This window comes from Tropicimonas sp. TH_r6, from assembly GCF_033101155.1.
Taxonomy (GTDB): domain Bacteria; phylum Pseudomonadota; class Alphaproteobacteria; order Rhodobacterales; family Rhodobacteraceae; genus Tropicimonas.
On record NZ_JAWMPX010000016.1, the window covers coordinates 79,591 to 101,835 of the forward strand.

At 60.0% G+C, this 22,245-nt stretch carries 19 protein-coding genes and 3 pseudogenes; 10 read left to right on the forward strand and 12 right to left on the reverse strand.

Annotation, left to right across the window (positions count from 1 at the left end; genetic code table 11):
- Positions 1-16: 16 nt before the first annotated feature.
- Positions 17-583, reverse strand: coding sequence for a GNAT family N-acetyltransferase (locus R3X27_RS15710; RefSeq protein WP_317709821.1), 567 nt, complete (start codon positions 581-583; stop codon positions 17-19).
- Positions 580-1,431 (reverse strand): 3-mercaptopyruvate sulfurtransferase, encoded by an 852-nt coding sequence (gene sseA / locus R3X27_RS15715; protein ID WP_317709822.1) that lies wholly within the window; start codon positions 1,429-1,431, stop codon positions 580-582. Before sseA ends, R3X27_RS15710 begins: the two co-directional genes overlap by 4 nt.
- A 658-nt stretch (positions 1,432-2,089) precedes the next feature.
- On the opposite strand from sseA, the gene R3X27_RS15720 reads away from it, so the two are divergent.
- From R3X27_RS15720 to R3X27_RS15750, 8 genes and pseudogenes are all read left to right on the forward strand, one after another.
- Positions 2,090-2,587, forward strand: coding sequence for an OmpA family protein (locus R3X27_RS15720; RefSeq protein ID WP_317709823.1), 498 nt, complete (start codon positions 2,090-2,092; stop codon positions 2,585-2,587).
- On the forward strand, positions 2,584-3,225 hold the full coding sequence (locus R3X27_RS15725; protein WP_317709824.1) for a hypothetical protein: 642 nt from the start codon (positions 2,584-2,586) through the stop codon (positions 3,223-3,225). Before R3X27_RS15720 ends, R3X27_RS15725 begins: the two co-directional genes overlap by 4 nt.
- A gap of 19 nt (positions 3,226-3,244) precedes the next feature.
- The gene (locus R3X27_RS15730; RefSeq protein WP_317709825.1) at positions 3,245-4,888 is read left to right on the forward strand and encodes a hypothetical protein; all 1,644 of its coding nucleotides are present in this window, start codon (positions 3,245-3,247) and stop codon (positions 4,886-4,888) included.
- A gap of 11 nt (positions 4,889-4,899) precedes the next feature.
- On the forward strand, positions 4,900-5,724 hold the full coding sequence (locus R3X27_RS15735; RefSeq protein ID WP_317709826.1) for a VWA domain-containing protein: 825 nt from the start codon (positions 4,900-4,902) through the stop codon (positions 5,722-5,724).
- Complete coding sequence (locus R3X27_RS15740) at positions 5,721-6,605, forward strand: glycine betaine ABC transporter substrate-binding protein (RefSeq protein ID WP_317709827.1); 885 nt, start codon at positions 5,721-5,723, stop codon at positions 6,603-6,605. Before R3X27_RS15735 ends, R3X27_RS15740 begins: the two co-directional genes overlap by 4 nt.
- A gap of 257 nt (positions 6,606-6,862) precedes the next feature.
- Positions 6,863-7,033 (forward strand): annotated as a pseudogene (locus R3X27_RS25665) (transposase); the annotation flags it as partial.
- Positions 6,988-7,440: a hypothetical protein gene (locus R3X27_RS15745; protein ID WP_317709828.1), complete on the forward strand. Its 453-nt coding sequence runs from the start codon at positions 6,988-6,990 to the stop codon at positions 7,438-7,440. The pseudogene R3X27_RS25665 and the gene R3X27_RS15745, both read left to right, overlap by 46 nt.
- 568 nt (positions 7,441-8,008) lie before the next feature.
- Positions 8,009-8,233, forward strand: coding sequence for a hypothetical protein (locus R3X27_RS15750; protein ID WP_317709829.1), 225 nt, complete (start codon positions 8,009-8,011; stop codon positions 8,231-8,233).
- Between the two features lie 657 nt (positions 8,234-8,890).
- Here the strand turns inward: R3X27_RS15750 and R3X27_RS15755 are convergent.
- The 6 genes from R3X27_RS15755 to R3X27_RS15780 form a co-directional block, all read right to left on the reverse strand.
- Positions 8,891-11,599 carry a cation-transporting P-type ATPase gene (locus R3X27_RS15755; protein ID WP_411572502.1) on the reverse strand — a complete coding sequence of 903 codons (2,709 nt, stop codon included), beginning with the start codon at positions 11,597-11,599 and terminating at the stop codon, positions 8,891-8,893.
- A 148-nt stretch (positions 11,600-11,747) separates the two neighbouring features.
- The gene (locus R3X27_RS15760) at positions 11,748-13,820 is read right to left on the reverse strand and encodes a [FeFe] hydrogenase, group A (protein WP_317709830.1); all 2,073 of its coding nucleotides are present in this window, start codon (positions 13,818-13,820) and stop codon (positions 11,748-11,750) included.
- Between the two features lie 805 nt (positions 13,821-14,625).
- Entirely contained in the window at positions 14,626-15,123 is a 498-nt protein-coding gene (locus tag R3X27_RS15765; RefSeq protein WP_411572503.1) for a c-type cytochrome, read from the reverse strand.
- A 1-nt stretch (position 15,124) separates the two neighbouring features.
- Positions 15,125-15,646: a cytochrome c gene (locus R3X27_RS15770; RefSeq protein ID WP_317709831.1), complete on the reverse strand. Its 522-nt coding sequence runs from the start codon at positions 15,644-15,646 to the stop codon at positions 15,125-15,127.
- Complete coding sequence (locus R3X27_RS15775) at positions 15,643-16,014, reverse strand: c-type cytochrome (RefSeq protein ID WP_317709860.1); 372 nt, start codon at positions 16,012-16,014, stop codon at positions 15,643-15,645. Before R3X27_RS15775 ends, R3X27_RS15770 begins: the two co-directional genes overlap by 4 nt.
- Before the next feature lie 67 nt (positions 16,015-16,081).
- A complete protein-coding gene (locus R3X27_RS15780; RefSeq protein WP_317709832.1) occupies positions 16,082-16,501 on the reverse strand; it encodes a DUF411 domain-containing protein in 420 nt (139 codons plus the stop codon).
- Positions 16,502-17,566: 1,065 nt separating this feature from the next.
- Here R3X27_RS15780 and R3X27_RS15785 point away from each other — a divergent pair.
- A complete protein-coding gene (locus R3X27_RS15785; RefSeq protein ID WP_317709833.1) occupies positions 17,567-17,953 on the forward strand; it encodes a winged helix-turn-helix domain-containing protein in 387 nt (128 codons plus the stop codon).
- Positions 17,950-18,360: a VOC family protein gene (locus tag R3X27_RS15790; RefSeq protein ID WP_317709834.1), complete on the forward strand. Its 411-nt coding sequence runs from the start codon at positions 17,950-17,952 to the stop codon at positions 18,358-18,360. Before R3X27_RS15785 ends, R3X27_RS15790 begins: the two co-directional genes overlap by 4 nt.
- A gap of 77 nt (positions 18,361-18,437) precedes the next feature.
- Here the strand turns inward: R3X27_RS15790 and R3X27_RS15795 are convergent.
- The 4 genes and pseudogenes from R3X27_RS15795 to R3X27_RS15810 form a co-directional block, all read right to left on the reverse strand.
- A pseudogene (locus R3X27_RS15795) lies at positions 18,438-19,703 on the reverse strand (IS256 family transposase).
- Between the two features lie 117 nt (positions 19,704-19,820).
- Positions 19,821-20,009 (reverse strand): annotated as a pseudogene (locus R3X27_RS15800) (IS110 family transposase); the annotation flags it as partial.
- Between the two features lie 135 nt (positions 20,010-20,144).
- Positions 20,145-21,248, reverse strand: a complete 1,104-nt coding sequence (locus R3X27_RS15805; protein ID WP_317709835.1) for a flagellar basal body P-ring protein FlgI — start codon at positions 21,246-21,248, stop codon at positions 20,145-20,147.
- A complete protein-coding gene (locus tag R3X27_RS15810; RefSeq protein WP_317709836.1) occupies positions 21,248-22,243 on the reverse strand; it encodes a flagellin in 996 nt (331 codons plus the stop codon). Before R3X27_RS15810 ends, R3X27_RS15805 begins: the two co-directional genes overlap by 1 nt.
- Positions 22,244-22,245 lie beyond the last annotated feature (2 nt).

Consider the following 22,245-nt stretch of genomic DNA (forward strand, 5'->3'; position numbering starts at 1 on the left):
TATCCTTGGTCGGGGCTCAGTCGGGAATTCGGCTCGCATCGATCGGGCGTTTGAGCACACGGGTGTGATCCGTGCGCATGACCGGGTCGAAGCCGCAACGCTGATAGGTCTGCAGCGCGCGAGGGTGATCGAGCGTGTTGGTGTTGACTGTCAGCTTCTGCGTGCCCGGCAGGTCCCAGGCGGTCAGAACCGCGTTCTGCAACAGGAATCGCCCCAGACCGCGCCCGATCGCCTGCGGCACGAGGCCGAAATAGGCGAGGTTGCAGGTCTCGGGAACGCGGTGGTCCAACACGAAGAAGCCATGCGGCCAGCCCTGCCGCATCAGCGTGTAGAGCGATGTCTCCGGGTGGTGCAGCCAGCGCGCGAGATCCTCTTCGCTCCGGTCATGCATCTCTTCCCAGGCATAATCGCGGCCGACGGCATCATAGAGCGACAGGAAAAACCAGACGGGGGGATCCTCTGCCTTGAGCAGCGAGGCCGGCGCGCCCAGAGGCTGATGCGGCCAGCCATAGCTGGGGCGCTCGGTCATCTCCAACCAGGTCACCGTGTATTGCTGCGCAGTTCCGGCCGGGGTGACGCTCATCCGGTTTCGACCTTCAAGTCCGGATAGGCACCCCATTCAGCCCAGGAGCCGTCATAGAGCGCGTTCTGCAGGTGCCCGAGCCGGACGAGCGCAAGCGTGATGATCGCTGCGGAGACGCCGGACCCGCAGGTGGTGATCGCCGGCTTGTGAAGGTCGACGCCGGCACCGGTCAGGATGCGGCGCAGCGCGTCGGTCGACTTCATTGTGCCGTCATCATTGCAGAGGGTTGACCCGGGGATACTGATCGAGCCGGGAATGTGACCTGAGCGCAGCCCCGGACGCGGCTCGGGCTCTTCGCCCCGAAAGCGGCCTTCGGGACGCGCGTCGAGGACCTGCCAGTCGCCCAGCTTGGAGGCGAGCGAGACCTGCGTGACGTCCTTGACCATCTGCGACTGGCGGCGGACGGTGATATGCCGTTCGCGGATCGTGGGCGGCATGTCCTCGATCTCGCGACCTTCGGCCTTCCACTTGCCGAAGCCGCCATCGAGCACCGCCACATCCGAATGACCCATCAGCCGGAAGAGCCACCATACCCGCGGTGCGGAGAAGATCCCGGCCCCGTCATAGACGACGACCTGATGCCCGTCGCCCACACCCATCTTGCGCATCCGCGAGATGAACTTCTCCGGGGGCGGCACCATATGCGGCAGGCTCGAGCGATGATCCGAAATCTCGTCGATATCGAAAAACCGTGCCCCCGGGATGTGCCCGGCGTCATATTCGGCGCGCGCATCGCGTTCCATGGCTGGAAGGTACCAAGAGGCATCGAGCACTCTCAGGTCCGGGTTGTTCAGGTGGGCGGCCAGCCAATCCGTGCTGACAAGCGTCCTGGGGTCGCTGTGATCCATCTCTCCCTCCGTCGGCGCCATCCGTCTGAAATTGCTAGTGCCGAAGGGGCGGGGATTCAAGCATAACCGCGCAGTCGACGCGTTTCCGGTTCCGCCTGATGTGCTGCGTTTCAGCAGATGCCTTCGCGTCTCGGGCAATGGGCGGCGCAAGCAAATGCGAATTGGCCTGAAGATGGGCGGAGGCCGAACGGCCGCTCAAACCTGGTGTGAAAACGATCATTGGCAGGCCGATGGTGCCGGTTTGCTTCCGTTTCAAGCAGCGGAACAGCCAGGGTCAGGGTCGGTTTGTTGAACAAAACACAAAATGCTGTAGATTCTGACAGCACAGCAACTGGCCTTTGGCTTCATGGCAGGAGGCTTCAAGGCTGCAAATCGTCGTTTTGTTTTTCGAGTGAGTTCCGGTGTCTTTTCAAGTGTGTAGTGCAGGTAGACGAATGGCCCAGTTTCAAGCATCACGACGAGTTCCTCGCCTGTCTTCCAGAGCGCTGTGGCGCCCGCGTCGTCAAGGCAGGCAAGGCGGTCTGCCTGCGCCCTGGACGAACCCACGCCTCAAAACAAACATACTCCGCCCTTCATATTCGACCGCAACCATCCCCATATTGAAAACCTGGGTTCATACGCGCCCGGCATGTTCGAGAAAACCTGCGTTGGAGACTTCATGGCTTTGATACATCCCGGAAATGCGGTCATTCGAAAGCAGAAGGTCATCGGCCGCGTTGCCCTTGGTCTTGCCATCCTGTTTGTTGGACTCTCCGGGGCAGGTCTGATCTTCCCCCGGTGGAAAGCTCCGGATATCCGAGCCGTTCACTTCCAGGTTGGCAGCCGTCTTGCCGCCGAGGACATCCCGACAATCAACGCTGTTGCCGATCTACTCCTCGATGCGCCGGGCAGCATCGCAATCGTGACCGGGCATACCGGTTCCGACGGTGATCCGGCCGCCAATCTTCGACTTTCGAGGGATCGGGCCAATGTCGTGGTTCAGGAGCTCGTCACGGCGGGCATTCCGGAGGACCGCATCGTCGCTCGCGGCGCAGCCGGCGCCGCACCGCCCCCGCAACAGCCGGGCGAAAGCAGCGCCTCTCTTGCCGCTCGCACCAAGCGCGCAGAGATCCGATTGGTCGAGCGCAACCTGATTGACCTGGGGAGTTCACAGTGAGGCGTCTTGCGTGCCTCTTCCCGGGAGCACTCGGTGCCGCGGCTGTCCTGATCACATGGCGTGTTTTCGACGGCGCCGAAATCGCGCGCGAGATAGAAGCCGCAACCGCGATCCTCGCGGGTCTTATCACATGGGGACTTGCTGAATTCGGTCTTCCGCGCGCAATGGCGCGGGAATCCGAAATCGAGAAGAAGCTCGTCAATGCCGGCCTGGATACCAACCAGGAAGCTCTTCGCGCGCTCTCCTATGCCGAGGAGGCACGGGACCGTGTTGCTCGCATGCGCGGAGCGGCGCAGAAACGGACAAAACCACTCCTGGCCGCCCTGGAGGCTTTCGAGGACAAGCTTGCCCCGCTGCTCGAAGACACGGTCACCTCTCCGGAGACCGCTCGGCGGGCGGATGATCTCCTGCGGCGCACCCTGCCGCGACTCGAGGAAGCCTTCGTCGAGTACTGCGCCTTTGCCGATCGCGGCGACGGCGTCGTCGATACTCAGGAAACAAGAGATCGCATGATCCAGACCCTCGCCGAAACAGGCGAGAAGGTCGACGGCGCACGACGCGCCATCATCCAGACGACACGAGACGATGTCGATGTGTCCCTGGGTGTGCTCGAAGATACGCTCGCCCGCTCTCGCTGAAACGAAAGGACGAAACTCAATGCGACCATTTTCAACCGCCCGCGTGATGGCGGTGACGTCGGCCCTTCTGGCCTCTCTTTCTCCCGCCGTCGCCGAGGATTATCCCGTGCGCGATTGTCGTGATCCGGGCGTTGTCCTGCCCATGGTTCCGTCCGGGTTCGATGCGATCGCGACGCATGCGACCGACGACCTGATGGGCCCCAGTATCTTCCAGCGAAACGCCAAGACCGAAGGCGGCGATGGGTTCGAAATCGAGGTTCGGACCTACCCGTCCTTCGAAGCCCAACTGGCCGATTACCTCGCTTGCGAAACGCCGTTCATGCGCGTCACGCATGCCCAGATGTCCCATATCTCGGATCTGACCGAACCCAACCCGGCCACGGCCATGGTTCCGATCTTCTTCTACGGCTGGTCCAATGGTGCGGACGCCGTCATCAGCCGTGGCCATACCAAGGTCTCCGAGCTCTCAGGTGCACAGATCGTAACGGATGCTGCCCGCCTCGACCTCGCGCTTCAGCTTGGTCAGGACGTTGACACCTTCCCCTCCATCACAGTCTCGGAGGATCCGGCCGGCAGCTTTGCCTCCAATTCGGCGCTCGACTTCGCCATCGTCTCCGCCCCGCAGGCCGAGATCCTGACCGCTGGCGGTGTCGGAACCGGGGCCGAAGGCTCGGTGGATGGTGCGCGCGAGGTCCTCACCACAACCTCGGCCAATCGCGTCATTGGCCATATGCTTGTTGTCCGAAAGGACTTCTACGACGCCAATCCCGAGATCACCCGTGCGACCGTGCGTGCGCTGCTGAAAGCGGAAGAGATCTTCCGCGAAGACGCCAAGAAGCAAGTGGTCGATTTCGAGCGCGCCTCGGAGATGGTGCTTGGGGACGCCGCGCTCGAAGACCAGATGATGACGCTCTGGCGCGGCGTGGAGACCGTCGGGCTTGCCGGCCTGGTCGACTGGGGGGATCCGGCCAGTGCCCGCTCCTTCCGCACCCTGATCAATGCCGGACAAACCGCGATGGTTGCGGCCGGTCTTCGCGACGCGGCCGTCGCGCTCAACGATCCCGAGATCGACTTTGCCTCGCTTGGGGATGACATCTGGGACAAGCGACGCACCCAGACCTCCGGTTTCGACCAGGATGCCGCGACCGCCGCTATCCAGGCCATGAGCAATGAGGATATCGACGATTCCACCATCGCCTCCGTCACAATTCTCTTTGAGCCCCAACAGGCTGTCTTCCCGGTTTCCCAATATCAGGATGCCTTTGAGGAGGCTCTCGAAAAGTCCCGCATTTATGCTGGCGCGGTCCTCTCTATCGAAGCGCATTCTTCCTATCTCGGCTATCTCCGCGGTGTCCTGAAATCCGGCTGGGAGCCGCCGAAGCAGAAGCGGGAGCTTGCCTCGTTGCGCAATATCTCGACCGCACGGGCGCTCTCGGTGCGGGATGCCCTGCTCGAAACCGCCGAGCAGATTGGATACACGATCGACAAGAGCCAGATCACCATTGACGGCCGCGGCATCGAAGATCCGCTGGGCGGCTTCTGCAACGACCTCCCCTGCCCACCGAAAACCGAAGAGGAATGGAAAGCGTCCCGACGCGTGATCTTTCGTGTGATCGGCATGGAGTCCGAGGCTGAAGTCTTCACTCCGCTGAACGAATGGTGAGGAACCAGCCCATGAAACCGATTTATTTTCGGCTCGGACTCCTTGCCCTGCTCAGTCTGTCCCTCGCAGCCTGCAAGGAAGATGCGCCCGAGCCCGACGCCCAGAGCGCGCCAGAGGTCCAGCGCGCGCCGCCTCCGACAGTCTCCGTCGCAGTTCTCGGCGCCACCCAATGGCCCTCCGACGAGATCGTCGCCCAGGTCGGTGAGATCGAAACCGCCGCGGATCCATTCGCCGAGAACAACATGCTCGTTCTCGACATGTCGGGCTCGATGGAGGCCAGAGAATGCTCGGGTGACGATCATTCAAGCCGGGCAGAGGCCGCAAAGACGGCCGTTCTGACCTGGCTCTCTGCCAATCCCGGAGACAATGTGGGCCTGGTTACTTTCTCCGCCGATGGAACGAAGCTCGACTTCCCTCTCGGTCAGGGATCGGCCCATGCCGAGGCAATCGTCAATCGTATCCAGTCTCTTCAGCCAAAGGGTGGAACGCCACTCCTTCTGGCCATGAACATGGGGTATGAAGAGCTTGCAAAACAGGCGGTGCGACAGGGGGGAACCGGCAGTTACCGGCTCATCGTGATCACCGATGGCGAGGCCTCCAAGGGGCATGACCCGCGCGATCTTGTCTCCCGGATCGCATCCAACCCGGCAGATATGGTCGAATTGCACACGATCGGCTTCTGTATCTCGGGCAAGCACTCCCTGAAGGATACCGATCGGGTCTTCTATACAGACGCGAACTCCCCGGCCGACCTGAAGGCCGGACTCGACGCAACCCAGGGGGAAACCGCATCGTTCGATGCGGGAAACACCACTTTCGAGGAACTGCAGCAATGATTTCCAAGTCCTTTTCCCGACGCGGGTTCCTCGGCCTGACGGCCGGGGGCGCCGCCGGTCTTCTTTCCTCCGGTCCGGCTCTCGCCAGCTCGCTTTCCGCGCCCGACGTGATCATCGGCTGGACGCCCTGGTCGGATGCGGAAGTCGTCACCAAGCTTGCCGCACGGGTCCTGCGCCGAGACATGGACAAGGATGTGGAGCTGACCCTGGCCGATATCTCGGCGCAGTTCCGCACGATTGCCAAGGGCGATGTCGATGTCATGCTGATGTCCTGGGAACCGGGCCTTCATGCCAATTACCTGCGCCGCTACGGGGACGACCTGGTGGATCTCGGAGAGATCTACGAGGGCAATATCGGCCTGGCCGTTCCCGAATGGGTGCCGGAGGATCTCATCTCGTCGATCGAGGATCTCGCGAAGCCGGAGGTCCAGGAGGCCCTGGGCGGGCGGATCGTGGGCATCGATCCCGGCGCCGGCCTGATGGCCACCACACGGCAGGCGATGCAGGATTACGGTCTCGGGGCTTATGAGCTGGAGGAAGGCACGGGACCGAAGATGGTCCGCGAGATCGCCAAGGCCCAGCGGAATGAAACGCCTGTCGTCGTTACGGCCTGGAGGCCGCACATGAAGTTCGAACTCTACGGGATGCGCTATATCGAGGACCCAAAGGGGCTTTATGCTGACATATCCAGCATCCACGCACGTGCGAACCGCAATTTCCCAGATCGAGCACCCGGAATTGCAGAAATGCTCTCGGCCATACATCTCGAGATCAGCGATATTGAGCAAATCATGGTTGCCGGTCGGCAAGACGGCATTGATGTTGCGATTGACGCCTGGATTGCGGCCAACCGCGACGTCGTGTCCGGCTGGCTCCCGTGAACCGTTACTCCGAGAGGACGTTCGCAAGAGGCTTGAAGCGACGAATCCTTTTCGGGAGAAAGCCTGAAGGATCGGCCGGGATACTCGGCATGGGGACAGGGCCACCTTCATGGTTTCTTGTGAGCTATGCCTGACCCGCTATTCCTATCGACTGCGGATTTGCCCCCAGAACTGGTCCTTTGAGAGTGGAAATAGGTGGTCGCGGGATTTCGGACCAGTTGCTAAGGTGGATCGCCTGACGAGAGACGCGATCCAAGATCACGAAGAGAAAGAACCAATCGCTCGAGTTCAAGGCCAAGGTTGCGCTTGAGGCGATCCGCGAAGAGATGACGCTGGCGGAGCTGTCGAAGAAGTACGGTGTGCATGCGACCCAGATCGGCACGTGGAAACGAGCGGCGATCCAAAACATGGCGTCTGCGTTTGCGGGCCTTCGTCGGTACTGAATGCTCTGGATCAGCGCAGCAAGACCCTCAAGCAGGCTGCGGATGAAGTGCCCGCCATGGAACCGCTGCAGGAGACTGCCTACAATCCGATTTCTAGCGCCGACGCGGTCATCCGATATGCTGGCAGCTTTGTGCCCTCTTGGGCAGGGACGATCGCAATCGACCTGCTGCCAGCGATCCTCGTCTTCGTTCTTGCTATTGCGCAGGCTGCGATCCGCAGCGGTCGGGACGGTCTCAGCATCGAGGAGACATTGACGCTTGCCGATCTCAAGGCGGCAATCAATGCAATGAAGGATGTCGAGATTTCGATGGGCGTCGCTGACAGTGAGATCCAGCGTCGTGTCGCTTCGATCGATCCTGAGCCGACAACAAAGCTTGAAGCGGCCGAATAGCCATGTGGTCCCCTCAGGCTTCGATGTCCCGCGTTTCGATGCGTCGCGCTTTGCGTTGGGCACTGATCGCTCAATGCGTGATCGCTGCGTTTCTGGTTCTTTCGGGTTTTCAGACCCGTTGGCTGCCACGACTTGGTCGGGATGAGCTGCTCCCGACCGGTCCGGCCAGCCCCGGTGATCAGGTCCGCCGGCACGACCCCTCCCGAACCGGGCCAGGGAACAACGGGCCTGAAAACCTGCCGGGCATCGAGATTCCGGAAGACCTGCCAACCCAGCTGGAGTTCACGCAATATTCGCCTGAGGGGCTGGGAGAGCCCGTGCTGATCAATGGTCCAATTGAACTTGGAGACGCCCAGCGCTTCGGTGCTTTCCTTGCGGGGCTGCGGACAACGCCCGAACTGTTCGCACTTCACAGTCCTGCGGCATGGTCGAGGAGGCATTGAAGATCGGTCGAACCATTCGCGAAATGGAAGCAGATACCGTGATGTTGCCCGGTACGTCCTGCATGTCGGCATGCCCCTATCTTCTTGCCGCCGGGAGCGAGCGTTCTGTTTCGCTGTAGAGTGCGGTGGGATTGCATCAGCACTACTACGAAACACCCGGTTATTTGCCGGTGTTCTTTGCCGTTGAGGATATCCAGACAAGTCAGCGCAGGACCATGGAGTACCTGATCGAGATGGGGATAGACCCGGGCGCAATGGTCCATTCCCTGGCGACACCTCCGGACGAGATCTACCAGCTCGTTGAAGAGGAGCTGATCGAGAGCAGTCTGGCGACGAAGATGGTTGATTGACCGCAAGCGCCGGTGAAGCCGGCTCCGAAATGACATGGCATCCCTGTCGGGAGGATGCATTGCCCCTTAAAAAAGAGATGAAAAGAAAGTCATCTCGTCAATCAAATGGGTTGAGTGGACATATTACAGGACCCGCCGCTTCACGTGCCCTAGTCGTCACCCGACTGGGTCCGCTGAGGTTGCAGAAGAGACCGGTTCCATTTGTTGTGCATCCCGAACGGCCTTGGCGGCCACGGCAGCATGCTAGAAGGCACCCGCGGCCCGTACTTCAGATGCGGATGCCGCGGACTGGTTCATATTGAAGTTCTCGTTTTCAAAAATCTCGTCATCCACTAGGCATCGGTGATGCGATCCCGACACCGTCCCACGTTCGCCAGAACTAACAAGGCCGTGGTGCGACGGTGACGTAGCAGGCCCGACCACTCCGTCTTTGCAGTTTACTTGAGTGCTAGGACCGACCCAAGACAGTCAGAAGGCATAGTCTTCGCCATTCACGCTCTAGTTATTTCGGCTCCTAGGTTTCAGAGCAACATCGACCCGACCCAACATCCCTTGCCGTTCGGCGCAAAAGAAGAAAGCCGCGAACAGGGCATCCGCAAAACGGCGCGCTGCGAAATTCGGGAGCAATTGATCCAAGGTATACTCCCTGGCTTAACCTCAGCCCGACAGGCTCGTTCGTGTGAGGGCGAGTCGCATCTGCTTTTCCGTCTCCAGAATGGCGAAGACCAAGGCCCCAATGACAACGATCAGCACACCGTCCATCAGCGGCACAGGAGATGTTTTGAAAACTGTTTGCAGTGGAGGAAGATAGGTGATGGCAAATTGCGCCGTGGTCACCGCCAGCAGACAGGCCCAGATGACGGGCGTGCCGCGCGCTGCCGCCCAGGTGATGGAGGCGCCGTGAATGTTGCGGATGAAGAAGAGATAGAAGATCTCCAGCACCACCAGCATGTTCATCGCCATGGTGCGCGCCAGATCGAGCGGATAGCCCGCATTGATCGCGTAGAAGAACGTCCCGAAGACCGCGCAGAGGAACAGGCTCGACGCAAACAGGATCTGCCAGACCAGCGCCCCCGTCAGGATCGGCGCATCGCGTCGCCGCGGCGGGCGGTGCATGGTGCCGGTCTCCGTTGGCTCGAAGGCGAGCGAGAGGCCGAGCGTGACTGCGGTGATCAGGTTGACCCAGAGGATCTGCACCGCCGTGATCGGCAAGGCCATTCCCGCGAACAGGGCCAGAACGATGGTCAGGCCCTCGCCGGCATTGGTCGGCAAGGTCCAGCTGATCACCTTGGTAATATTGTCATAGACCGTGCGCCCTTCGCGCACTGCGGCCACGATCGAGGCGAAATTGTCATCGGCGAGCACGAATTCCGCGGCATCCTTGGCGGCTTCGCTCCCCTTCTGACCCATCGCGATCCCCGCATCGGCCCGCTTCAGCGCAGGGGCATCATTCACTCCGTCGCCGGTCATTGCCACAGTCAGGCCACGCGATTGCAGCGCGGTCACGAGGCGTAGCTTGTCCGCCGGTGAGGTGCGCGCAAAGATGTCGGTTGCAACCGCGGCCTCGGCCAGCACGGCATCTTCCATCGCCTCGATGTCGTTTCCGGTCAGCACCTGCCGCGGGTTCTCAAGGCCGATCCGTTCTGCGATTGCGCGTGCCGTTGCAGCATGGTCGCCGGTGATCATCTTCACCCGGATTCCAGCCGTGCGGCACTCATTGACTGCTTCGATGACCTCGGCGCGCGGAGGATCGATCAGCCCGATCAACCCGATCAGCGTGAGCCGCCCGTCCAGATCGGCTGTGTTCAGGATGACATGCGTCTGGTCCACTGCGCGCACCGCAACAGCGATGACCCGCTGGCCGTCTGACGCCAGCTCCTCGACCATATCGTGCCAATGCGACGGCTTCAGCCCTTCGGTGACGCCGTCGGATATGCGCTGATCCGCGCACATCGCAAGCACCGCTTCGGGCGCACCCTTGACGTGGATCCTTGCATGCCCCTCGTGATCGTGATGCAGCGTCGCCATGTAGCGGTGAGACGCATCAAATGCGATCGTATCCGTGCGCGTCCAGCCGCGGAGCGGTTCGGCGCCTTCCTTGGTGATCTTGCCGGCCAGGGCAATCAACGCGCCTTCCATCGGATCGCCCTCGACCCGCCAACCCGTCGGAGCGGCGGCCAGCATCGCGTCATTGCAAAGCCCTGCGGCCTGGGCGAATTCCATCAAAACCGCATGTTCGTCCGGTTGGACATCGGCCTCACGCCACTTGACCGCCCCCTCGGGCGCGTAGCCGTTGCCATCGACCGAGTAGAGATGTTCGGCCGCAGCCAATGTGCTGGCCATCATCTCGTTGCGGGTGAGCGTGCCGGTCTTGTCCGAACAGATGACCGACACGGCCCCCAGGGTTTCCATCGCTGGCAGGACACGCACGATCGCGTTTCGGCGTGCCATCGCCTGCACACCGACCGCCAATGTGATCGTGAGCACGGCCGGCAAACCTTCCGGGATCGCGGCGACAGAGAGCCCGACCACGGCCATAAAGAGATCCGCGAAAGCAAGTTTTCCGACAAAATGGCCGTAGGCCAGAAGGCTCGCCGCGACGAGCAGGATGAAAACGGTCAGCCATTTGGCGAACAGGTCCATCTGCCGGACAAGCGGCGTGGTCAGGGTTTCGACCTCCGACAGCATACCGCTGATCCGCCCGATCTGGGTCTCCAGTCCGGTCGCGACAACCACACCACGCCCGACGCCGGTTGCCACCAGCGTGCCTGAGAACAGCATCGAACTCCTGTCTCCGAGCGCCGCGCCGGTCGGGACGGGGGCGGTGCCCTTGTCCACAGGAACGGATTCCCCTGTCAGGATCGCTTCTTCCAGACGAAGGCTTCGCGCCTCGATCAGGCGCAGATCCGCAGGGACGCGATCGCCAGCGCCGATCAGAACGATATCGCCCGGCACCAACTCCGCCGCATCAACACTGATCCGCCGCCCATCCCGCAGGACCGCCGAACGGGGGGCGAGCATCCCCCGGATGGCGTCCAGCGCGTCCTCTGCCCGGCCTTCCTGAACGAAACCGATGACGGCATTGACCAGCACGACGGCAAGGATAACACCGGAATCCACCCAGTGCTCGAGCGCCATCGTCACGATAGCCGCGCCAATCAGAACGTAGATGAGCACGCTGTGAAACTGCGCCAGGAACCGCAGGACCGGGCTGCGCCGCGGAGGTTCCGGAAGGCAGTTCGGGCCGTAACGCTCCAGCCTGCGTGTTACCTCAGAGCTGTCGAGGCCAGATGCCGTCGCTTGAAGCGCTGCCAGCACGTCTTCCGTGGTCGCGTCGTAAAAACGGTTTTTTGCCATCTCCGGCATGGGTTTGTGCCTGTTTCGCACCGATCCTTGCGCAAATCACGAAAGCGCCTGGAGAGGACTCGGTCAGGCGCCTTTCGTCGCGAGGACCAGTCTACGCCAGATCAGGGGGCGACGCCTTGACATCGCGCAGAATGGTCTCTGTCCAGCGTCAGGAAACCTCGCGCGTGAGTGTTTCGATTACCGTTCCTGAGTTTGGTCCATCGTCCAGCTCGCAGAGGCGCAGATGAAACCGGTACCGGTTCCCGTCCGGGGCCAGAACCTTGAGATCATCGGTATCTGCCGCGGTCTCCATCCTGTGCCGGGCATATTCCGCGCCGAACCTTCGTGGCGGCAGATCTCTGTTTATGAAGGCCTCGATCTCCCCGGAGCCGGTGAGGTCGCCGGATGCAGAGGCTGTCGACCAAACACCGTCCGGATGGAACAGGCGCGCTGCTCCAGCGCCGTCGCGCCTGTCCACGCAATCCAGGAATCTCAGCAGCAAGGATCGCCTGGAATGCCTGGCCGCGTATTGCGTGTGCAGCAAACGGTGCGCCTCGGGAGAGTTCGGCACGCCCAACTCGGAGGCATACAAGGCCTGAACATCCGTATTTTCAAAGGAGCGGCGGCGCGGTGCCTGTGCGTCGATCCCGTAGATCGCCTTGGCGCGTTTCTGGAGGATGTTCGGGTCCATGGATTTCGGTTCGCCGCCGCCGCCAAGGCAACCGCCGACGCAGGCCATGACCTCGATGGCGATATAGTCCCGTCGCCACGCCTCCGTCTCCAGCATCCGCTGGGCCGCTGCAATGCCATTGCACACGGCGACGGTTCCGATGCCGGGTATCGTCGCTTCCTTTATGCCGTCTTCCACGCCGCGCAGGCCATGCCACTCCAACGGGAACGTGTCATCCACGCCCGCGAGGTGCGATGCCGTGCGGAGCATCGCTTCCATGACACCGCCCGACGCGCCAAAGATCTGTGCCGCGCCCGTGCTCTCTCCAAGCGGGCAGTCGAATTGACCATCGTCGGAGAGCCCACCAAAGGCGATCCCGCGCGCCCGGATCATCCTGGCCAGCTCCCGAGTGGTCAGCGCGTGATCCACGTCGCCGGACATTCCTGGGCGCACGGCCTCGTCCTTCTTGGCGGTGCAGGGCATGACGCTGACGACATAGGGCTCCGCACGTCCCGCTGCGAAATCCGGTCCCAGTGTGCGCGAGAAGCCGCCCCGTTTGGCGATTGCACCATGCATTTGCTGAGGCGATTTCGTCGTGCTCAGATGCGGCAGGAGATCCGGCCGGTTCAGTTCGACCCAGTTCACCCAGCCGGGGCAACAGGATGTGAACAGCGGCAGGTGCGTCCCGGCCTCGATGCGCGCCAGCAGTTCGGAACCTTCCTCCATGATCGTGAGATCGGCGGCGAAATTCGTGTCGAAAACATGGTCGAACCCAAGCAATCTCAGCGCGTTGATCAACTGGCCGGTGCTGACGGTCCCGGGCGCCAGGCCGAACTCCTCGCTGATCGCGATGCGGGTCGCCGGGGCGACCTGGACGACCGAAATGCGCCGATGCCCATCGAGCGTGTGAAGCACCTCATGCCAGTGCGGGGTTTCGATCAGTGCGCCGACCGGACAGACAAGCGTGCACTGACCGCAGGAAATGCAGTTGGTTTGCCGCAGGGGGGTGTCAAAGACGGTCACGGGGCGGCGATCGAAGCCCCTCTCTCCAAAGCCGATGATATTCTGGTTCTGGCCGGCCTCTCCACAGGCTTCGGCACACAAACCGCATTCGATGCATTTCGAGAGATCCCGCCAGATGCTGGGCGAGGTATGGTCGGTGGAAAGGATGTCTTGAGGGTCTGCCGGGCCAGCGGGCACCTTGGGCCAACGGTCTTCCCACTGGTGTTCACTGACAAGGTGCTGGAGTTGACACGCGCCGTTGACTTCGCAGCGCATGCAGTCATTCGGATGGCGCGCCAGGATCCACTCCGCATCCGCGCGCCGGAAGGCCTGCAGGGCCTCGGAATCCGTTGTCACAATATCGCCGTCTCTCGCCAGGGTCTTGCAAGCCGGTGTTGGCTCGTCTTCGCCCTCAACCTCCACGAGGCACATGCGACAGACTGCCTGCGCGGGCAGGCCAGGATAGTGACAAAGCGTCGGAACATGGACACCTGCGGCCTTTGCGGCATCAAGCAGGTTTGCACCCTCTTCAAGGTCTACCAGCCGTCCATTGACCGAAAGCGTGATCATGCCTTTCGACTCCAGATATCTGGAGTATACCACAAATGAACATCAATTGCAGACTTCAGGCGCCTTTGCCCGCTTGGTCCGACTTGCCTCAACTGAACCGTGGTGAATGGTCGGCCTCGGTACCAACGGGGCGATGCTTTACGGCGCGGAGCCTGCCGTCATGCGCATAACGACCAAGGGCGCTTTTCTGTCCCAAGGCGAGCAAGTTGCGCCCCCGAGATACAGCCGCTTCGTGCTGTCGGCGGCCATTGCGAAAATGCCGTAGAATCGCAACACTGTCCGCTCTGCCGACCTTGATCCCCTGCGCTGCGAAGGTCTGTTGAGAGCCCTCTTTGCCGAATGTTGCGCCGAGTACGAACTGATGGTTTGCCCGAGCTTCCGGTCTTCTGAGGACATCTGTCGGATGTCCGCAAAGCATTTCCTGGGGTGACTTCCAGTTTCAGAACTACGGCCCTTTGCGCTCGGCGCCTATGCCGACGGATTGGCGACATTCGGCGCGTGATTAGGAGAAAGAGGAAACTCGCCTTCAGGACGAATTTCGCAACGACACCTCGCCGATGCAGAAACCGACAGGGAGGGCGGACACCGGAAATTCGCCGAAGGCGCGAGCCAGTCATGCCTCGACGTTTGGAGCCGACAGTCGGGCAACCTCGAAACCGGGTCTTGCTCTGCCGTGCCGCACGTCGGCTTAGAGCCCATTGTGCAGAATGCTGCCGCGGGCACGAACTGGTAGGATGCCGACAGAGTTGCCGCCCTCGGCAAAGGGACAAATCGCATTTCCGAACTCTTCGAACTCAATTGCGGGTCAATTTCCCACTTTTCGCCGTTCCGCTTCCGTGCGGACGGTCTGGATTTCCCTGATCCGCTCTGGCCAAGTGGACTTTATGAAGGCAAGGATGTTCCAGATTTCCTGATCACTCAGAACCTCACTGAAGCCGGGCATGTTGCTTTCGAACTCGATGCCCTGGCGTGCAAGCGTCTCCGCGCCTCCCAGTTGCGTATAGGTGAAGAGCAACGCATCGCCGTGATGCCACGTATGGCCGGTTTCATCGTGTGGAGGAGCTGGCAGGAGGCCGTCTCCATCAGGTGATTGCCAGTCTTCCTGACCTTCGAGATTGGAGCCGTGGCAGGATGCACAATGTTCCTGGTAAAGAGATTGTCCAACTGCTGTGTCGACATCTTCCGGCTGCATGAATGCCCGGCCTGCGTTCCCGAGCAGAAGCCAACTTGCAAGCCCCGCAAGGATGGCACCGGTGATGAAAGCAGCCGACGCGCGTGGCAAGAATGATGACCAACCCGCCATGTCATTTCGCCCTTTCGCGGAACTTCTTGTGACAAGCGGCACAGGTTCGCCCGATCATCACGAACACATGCTCCGCGGGCATCTCGGCAAGTTGTTCGACCGTCAAACTGGCGCCGTCACCGACCATTGTCAGGCCGGACATGTCCCCGCCTTCATTTGCAACGGCCTGTTCCAGACCCGCAGCGAGCGTTTCCAGGCGCAAAGCGAGCGCTTCGAACTCGTCCCAGTCGGACCAGATCGCGTCCGTCGCTTCGGATGGCATCCCACCGCTGCCCTCCGGAAACCTGGCCGTTATTGCCTCTCCGGAATGCAGCGAAAGGACTTTCGCGCCTGTTGCGACGGAGGCTTCGTCATAGCTTGTCGCTCCTTTCATCATCGGCGCCAGCGATTTCATGACGTTCTCCATGGCGGTCATTCCGTCCATGCGTTCCTTAACGATTCCTGTCGCACCGCCATGCGCCCAAGCCGTCGCTGCCAAGGCGGACAAGCCCAGTGCTGCCAAAAGTCGAAATCCAGTTTTCATTGAATGCCGTTCTCCCGCTGAAGCTCCCGCACGTAGAGCGTGATGTTGGCCACGTCGGCATCGGTCAGCCCGTCGATGGGGGGCATGTTGCCAAAAGACCAATGGTGCGCACGAACGCCGTTCTTTGCGGCCATCAGAAACGACATGTCGCCGTGATGACTCGGTTCGTAGACTTTGTGGATCAGAGGTGGTGCAACGCCGTCCTGCCCGGCAGCACTCGGGCCGTGGCATTCGGCGCATCGGGCGTCAAAGCCGCGCTTTCCGATCTGGGCCTTGGCAGATAACTCTGAAGGAACGCGAACCTCTACCATTGGTGATCCGTGCTCGGGGACGGAACCGTCAGCAACCTCAGGACCTGCGCCGCGCATCGCAAAGACCCCGACACACCCTGCAGCGATCAGGGCTGAGACGAGCATGGCACGTTGCGTTGCTTTCCTACTCATCAGAGAACAACGCTACGCCCTTTGGCCCATAGGAGAAGACCTTCAAGGTTCCGTATTTTTCTGGCGCCATGTCCGGGGAGTTTTCCGGCATTCCCGGAAGGACGATACCGGCGACATCGGGCCGCCGGGCAAGCAACCGATCGATGATTTCCGCAGGGACATGCCCATGCACACCGTAGCCGCCCACTGCCGAATGATGACAGGACAGCCCTCCTTCGGGCACCCCGGCAGCTTCGGCACGTTCCGGCACGTTCTCGTCGTCGATAATGGTCACGTCGTAGCCATGATCGGTCAGATACTCGGCATATGACGTGCAGCATCCGCAACTCGGGTCCCGATAGATCTTGATGAGTTCAGTGGCATGCGCGGGGGCTGTCGCGAAGAGGCTGGCGACAACAAGGAGATGTTTCATAGGGTTTCCTTCGAAGAACTGAACATGCGGATCATGGGATGCCCCTTCACCAGGGAGGCGGATCGCGGATTTGTGGATGGGAACCTGCCCCGAACGCATTCGGACTGGCTTCCGAGTTGCGGTTGGGGGCAGTAAAGGTCATCGCGCGAAGGCGATGAGTGCGTCACAGAATGTCGGTGCTTCGCGGAGGAAACGGGTCTGGTGTGCCGGTTCGGCCTCTTTGACCGTGTTGGGTCGTGTGAGCCGCTTGGCCCGGAACAACTGGCGGGATCGACACTTCGGTCGGAAGGAATGCCAACTGAACGGCATCGCAGGCATCGGCACAGACAGCGTTTTGATTACTCGCCATGGGATCACAGCCTGCACACCCGGACATATCGGCATCCATCACGTGATGGGTCATTCCCTCCATCGTCATTGGGTCATGTGAACTGGATTGCACCGCCGGTCCCAGAACGAACACAGCGAGCACGCAAATCCAGACAAGGCGCATGACAGCAATCATACCGCCACTGTGCTCCGAGACGATGACCTTGTCGATGCATCACCTCGCCGCTTCTCGGAAGCGTGATGGGCCTTCCATCGAAAAACTCGCATGCAAAAGGCGCCTTCGACCTAGGTCCCCTTGCGCAGTCAGCCGACCTTCCTGCAGCAGACGTGAGCGGCGGCTCTGTCCGCTTACTCGTCCTTGGTGTTGGGCGCTGCGAACGTCCGGTTCTCATCTGCATGGACCACTGTCAAATGACGACGGCAGGAAATTCTGCGTTGCCGAGAATGGCTGAGATGTCGGCAATGGGCATGATGGCTCCTACGATCCGCCACGCCCTGCCACGACACCAACCCGACGTTGGTGCGCCATCTTATCACGCAGATTCGGCGGCGCGGCCAAGGTCGGGCATGAGCCCTTTCTTCCGAATGCTGCGGCCCGCACGGACTGGTAGATTGCCGACCTTACTGCCGTTCGCTGCAGTCGCGAAACTTCCTGACCTTCCCAAATAAAAGTCGAACATGGACATTTGAAGCGGACGTTCGCGGCACTGCCAGTTGTTCTGGAAACGAACCGGATTGACCCCACTCGACCGCGCCCTTGACAGGGCTCCTTCAAGAAAATTACATGCAGTAAAATTACTACATATAGACACCATGCAAGACGAACAACTCGATCTCATATTCAAGGCACTCGCTGACAGCACACGCCGCCGCATCATCGACCACCTGAGCAGGCATGAGGCTCAGTCACTATTCGAGGTGTGTGCTGCATCTGTTGCCGAGGATGGCGTAGCCTTGTCCCGCCAGACGGTCTCACAGCATCTCTCTGTCATCGAAAAGGCAGGCTTGATCGAGACGACATGGAAAGGACGCACGAAAGCCCATTCGTTGCGGATCACCGAGGATCATACCGCCGCAGCGTCATGGCTGGCGAACTACAAGGAAAAGGAACCGACGATATGAAAACCTATGTGACCAACGTCTTTGTCGACAACCAGGAAAAGGCAGAAAAGTTCTACACCGAAGCCCTTGGTTTCACCGTGAAGAACAATGTCCCAATGGGCGAGAACCGTTGGCTGACCGTTGTTTCCGCTGAAGACCCGAACGGACCTGAGTTGTTGCTCGAACCAAGCGATCATCCTGCCGTGAAGCCTTACAAGGAAGCACTTGTCGCTGACGGCATCCCCGCACATTCGTTTCAGGTGCGGGACCTTGAGGCAGAACGAAAACGACTGGGCGATCTGGGCGTTGAGTTCACCGTCGAGCCTATGGATGCTGGGCCTGTCCGCATGGCGGTTCTCGACGACACATGCGGCAACCTCATTCAGCTCATCGAGATGACGGACGCTACTCAAATAGCAGGTGAATGAACTCGAACTGAACCGATCTCAATCTGTGCGGCGGAATCTTTCGGGAGCTATGGCTGAATTTGGGTGATGCGGCCTGATCAGGCGGCGCGGTTTCCGGTCTCTTCGTTGGCGACACCGTCGCAGAACTTGATGCCTTCGATGACCAATGGCAACTGGTTTGCTCCGGAGAGGCGGCGCCATTTCCTTGAGGCGGCCTGGACCAGCTTGAAAACCATCAGCTTCGCCGTCTTCTGCGACAGCGCACCTTTGGTTCGGACGGTTCGATGCCGCACGGTGGCGAAGACGCTCTCGATTGGGGTGCTTGTTCTCAGATGGTCCCAGTGTTCCGCGGGGAAATCGTAGAATGCCAGGAGGGCTTCGCGGTTTTTCGTCAGGCATTCGACGGCCTTGGCGTATTTTGCGGCGTATTTCCCGGCGAAGGTTTGCATGGCGAACTGGGCCGCAGCGCGCGTCTCGGCCTGCCAGATTTCCCGGAGGTCGGATTTCACGCCGGGCTGCATCGACTTGGGGTACTTGTTGAGCAAATTGGCAACCTTGTGCACCCAGCATCGTTGGTGGCGGGTCGTGGGAAAGACTTCATCAAGCGCTTTCCAGAACCCCATGGCTCCGTCGCCGACGGCGATCCCTGGAGGGATCGCAAGTCCCCGTACCTTGATGTCCACCAGCAATTAGCGCCAGCTCTGAGCGCTCTCCCGCACACCGACCTGGAATCCCACCAGTTCCTTCTTTTCTTCGGGCGTGGCGCCGATGATGACGAGGATGCACTCGGCCTGAGGCTCCATCCGCGCCTAGAGATAGACGCCGTCTGCCCAGACATAGACGTAGCGGCGGGCCGAAAGGTCGCGATGTTGCCAGCGGTCGTATTCCTGCTGCCAGTCGCCGGTCAGCCGCGAAATCACACCGGGCGACAGGTTTGGGGCATCTGATCCGAGGAGCGCGCTCAGAGCTTACTGGAAGTCCCCAGTGGATATGCCACCCAGGTAGAGGACCGGCAACATTGCATCGAGGATTTTCAAACGACGGGCCCACCGCGGAAGAATGGCGGAAGAGAACCGGATCTTCTCAGCCTCGGGAACAGCGGTTCGGTCACGCACCTTCGGACGCTGCACCTCCGGCGCACCGATCCCCGTCCGGATCGTTCGCTCCGGGCCTTATCCGTGCCGGACAAGACGCTTGCGTCCATCGGGAAGCTGTTCGTCTGAGAACTGAGAAACGAACGCATCGGCCTCAGCCTTGAGCGCGGCGGCCAGCATGCGGCGCGCGCCTTCTCGGGCAATCTCGGTCAGCGGGTCGTCAACCGAATCTGGCTGACGAAGGGGGATCACTGCTGTATCGCTCTTCATGGCGTATCTCTCCATCTGGAGGTTTCGGCAGGCTTCATCACCGCCAAGATATGCCACCCTTTCACACCCCATCACCCAGTTTCGGCCAAAGCTCTTCCCGATCTCGCGACCCCATTAGTGAGCGCCGCCGCAGGCTTCCTTCGCGACGACACAGGGCTCAAGTCGACCGAAGAAATCGAGTAGCTGACTGCGCCTCAGCTTCTTGCGAAGCACAGGATTGCCTTGCGCATCTGCGCCGTGCACATGGGAAACACTCTTCGCAAGATCCAGTCCGATAATGGTAATCTCTGAAAAAACCGCCTCCAATGTGGATTGTGACAAACCCACCGTGGCACATCAGACGCAGTCGGGGGCGGTTACAGCAACAAAGCCGGGCCTGATCGTAACGGATTACCTCGCGACGCCGGCCGAGGATAGGCGAGTTTTATCAATCGAGACATTCTAGTGCACCACGAACTCCGCATGAAGCGCACCCGCCGCCTTGATGCTCTTGAGGATATCGATCAAGTCGCGTGGAGCCACACCAAGCGCATTCAGTCCTGCCACGACTTCTGCAAGAGACGTGCTGCCGTCAATTTCTGCAAGGCCAATTCCCGGTTCTTCCTCTATCTGCGCTGTCGAACGCGGAACCACTATTGAATGGCCCGGTGCGAATGGATTTGGCTGAACGGCAACTGGCGTTTCTTCAATCCGAAGGGTAAGGTTTCCTTGCGAGACAGCAACACGCGAAATCCTGACATCATCTCCCATAACGATCGTTCCAGAGCGCTGGTCTACAACAACCCGAGCCTTTCGTTCCGGTTCGACCGTCAAGTTCTCTATACGGCTGATAGCACGAGCCGGTGAGCCCGCACGGGTTGCCACAATGTCGAACTCCACTGTTCCTGAGTCCAGCATTAGCGCGACCTGGCGACCGAATGAACGATTTATCGCCGTCTCTATACGCCCTGCTGTCGTGAAGTCTGGGACTCGCAACGCAAGTCGAAGCGATTGGAGAGCAGTAAAATCGAAGTCGATTTCCCGTTCGACCCGTGCGCCGGCTGGAATCACGCCAGAAGTTGGGACGCCCGTTACAACGGAAGCTGCGTCGCCCTCGGCAGCGGCCCCGCCGGCTATGACCGCGCCTTGGCCGACAGCATAAATCTGGCCGTCAGCCGCTGTCAGAGGTGTCATGACCAGAGTTCCGCCCATCAGGCTCTTTGCGTCCCCGATCGCAGAAACCGATACGTCTATCCTGCTACCGGATCGCGCAAATGGCGGGAGTGTTGCGGTGACAAATACGGCAGCAACATTCTTTGGACGAAACTGTTCTCCGGTTACGTTGACGCCTAATCTCTCCAGCATATTGGACATAATCTCTTCGGTAAATGGAGCGTTTCGGATTCCATCTCCCGTTCCATTCAGGCCGACGACCAGGCCATACCCAACAAGATCGTTACCTCGAACGCCGTCGAACTCAACGAGGTCCTTGATCCGGACTTGGCCTGCGTTACAACTCAACGTCGTGAGCGCAACTGCGACAATTGCAATGAGAAAATGTTTCATCACAGGAAGTTGGTTAGGTTTAGGTTGGAGGTTCTAACCGTCAAAGTGTAAAGCATTTCGATCTGAGTTTCGATTTGTGTAAGTTTTGTAGCGCGATCATATGGATCCGCCGTCATTAGCTCGCTGAGAGCGAGATCCATTGAAGTTCGTTCAGAGATCATTTCTACTTGTGCGTCCTCTATTGTCTCTTGCAATGCGCCCACATCAGCACGAGAGACGAGTAGATCTTGATTTGCTCTCAGCAGAATTTCTCCCGCGCGCTCCGCCAAAAGAACTTGTTGGTCACTGGAAAAAACAACGGAAGGCGAGTCCACAAAAATAGCCATGGCTATTCCTGAAAGTGTATCCTGGATTTCTTGGTTCTGTGCAGTGATGTCGAACTCCACTGTTTGACCTGCGCCAACCGTCATGGGAGACAATGTCTGACTCGATCCCAAGTATGCTGACCCAGCAGCAAACCAATCCCGAACAACCGCCTCTACGTCGGAGACGGTGGCAGCTCCGCTGGCTGTGATTTCTGTCTCAAGGTTGGAGAGGATATCACTCGCATCTGCAATTGCGGACGTATCCGTTGCGACCCCACCGAATACGGTACGTCCAGCGTAGCTGGTATTCAGCCATGAGATGATTGCCTCAAAGTCCTGCCTTGCTCCGGCGACGCTTGCTGAGGCACTCGTGGCAGTCCCCGAGTTTCCGGCAGCGAGAAGTTCTACGGAAAGGTTGCCGGTCGCCTCCTGAATTGACCCTAACGAAGACTGCATTGCATCGGAAAAACCTTCGGCTTCTGTTGCAGCAAGCTCGAATGCCTCAAGACGCTTCAACGAAGTCTGGATGCCTGAGATCGCTCGGTAGCTTCCTCCCAACGCGGTATCACGTATAGAAACCTTTCCGCTGGAAAGTTCCTGAACCAAGGTGTCCATTTCGGATTGAAGTCGCGAATTCTGACTTCGAAGCATGGTGCTCGTCGCGAGATCACCAATCGATGACACTGCCATGA

Coding starts and splice junctions, on each gene's coding strand:
- R3X27_RS15755 (WP_411572502.1), bottom strand. CDS start 11,599: ATGCCGGAGATGGCAAAAAACCGTTTTTACGACGCGACCACGGAAGAC.
- R3X27_RS15720 (WP_317709823.1), top strand. CDS start 2,090: ATGGCTTTGATACATCCCGGAAATGCGGTCATTCGAAAGCAGAAGGTC.
- R3X27_RS15770 (WP_317709831.1), bottom strand. CDS start 15,646: ATGAAAACTGGATTTCGACTTTTGGCAGCACTGGGCTTGTCCGCCTTG.
- R3X27_RS15740 (WP_317709827.1), top strand. CDS start 5,721: ATGATTTCCAAGTCCTTTTCCCGACGCGGGTTCCTCGGCCTGACGGCC.
- R3X27_RS15805 (WP_317709835.1), bottom strand. CDS start 21,248: ATGAAACATTTTCTCATTGCAATTGTCGCAGTTGCGCTCACGACGTTG.
- R3X27_RS15780 (WP_317709832.1), bottom strand. CDS start 16,501: ATGAAACATCTCCTTGTTGTCGCCAGCCTCTTCGCGACAGCCCCCGCG.
- R3X27_RS15810 (WP_317709836.1), bottom strand. CDS start 22,243: ATGGCAGTGTCATCGATTGGTGATCTCGCGACGAGCACCATGCTTCGA.
- R3X27_RS15775 (WP_317709860.1), bottom strand. CDS start 16,014: ATGCGCGGCGCAGGTCCTGAGGTTGCTGACGGTTCCGTCCCCGAGCAC.
- R3X27_RS15765 (WP_411572503.1), bottom strand. CDS start 15,123: ATGGCGGGTTGGTCATCATTCTTGCCACGCGCGTCGGCTGCTTTCATC.
- R3X27_RS15760 (WP_317709830.1), bottom strand. CDS start 13,820: ATGATCACGCTTTCGGTCAATGGACGGCTGGTAGACCTTGAAGAGGGT.
- R3X27_RS15730 (WP_317709825.1), top strand. CDS start 3,245: ATGCGACCATTTTCAACCGCCCGCGTGATGGCGGTGACGTCGGCCCTT.
- R3X27_RS15790 (WP_317709834.1), top strand. CDS start 17,950: ATGAAAACCTATGTGACCAACGTCTTTGTCGACAACCAGGAAAAGGCA.
- sseA (WP_317709822.1), bottom strand. CDS start 1,431: ATGGATCACAGCGACCCCAGGACGCTTGTCAGCACGGATTGGCTGGCC.
- R3X27_RS15710 (WP_317709821.1), bottom strand. CDS start 583: ATGAGCGTCACCCCGGCCGGAACTGCGCAGCAATACACGGTGACCTGG.
- R3X27_RS15735 (WP_317709826.1), top strand. CDS start 4,900: ATGAAACCGATTTATTTTCGGCTCGGACTCCTTGCCCTGCTCAGTCTG.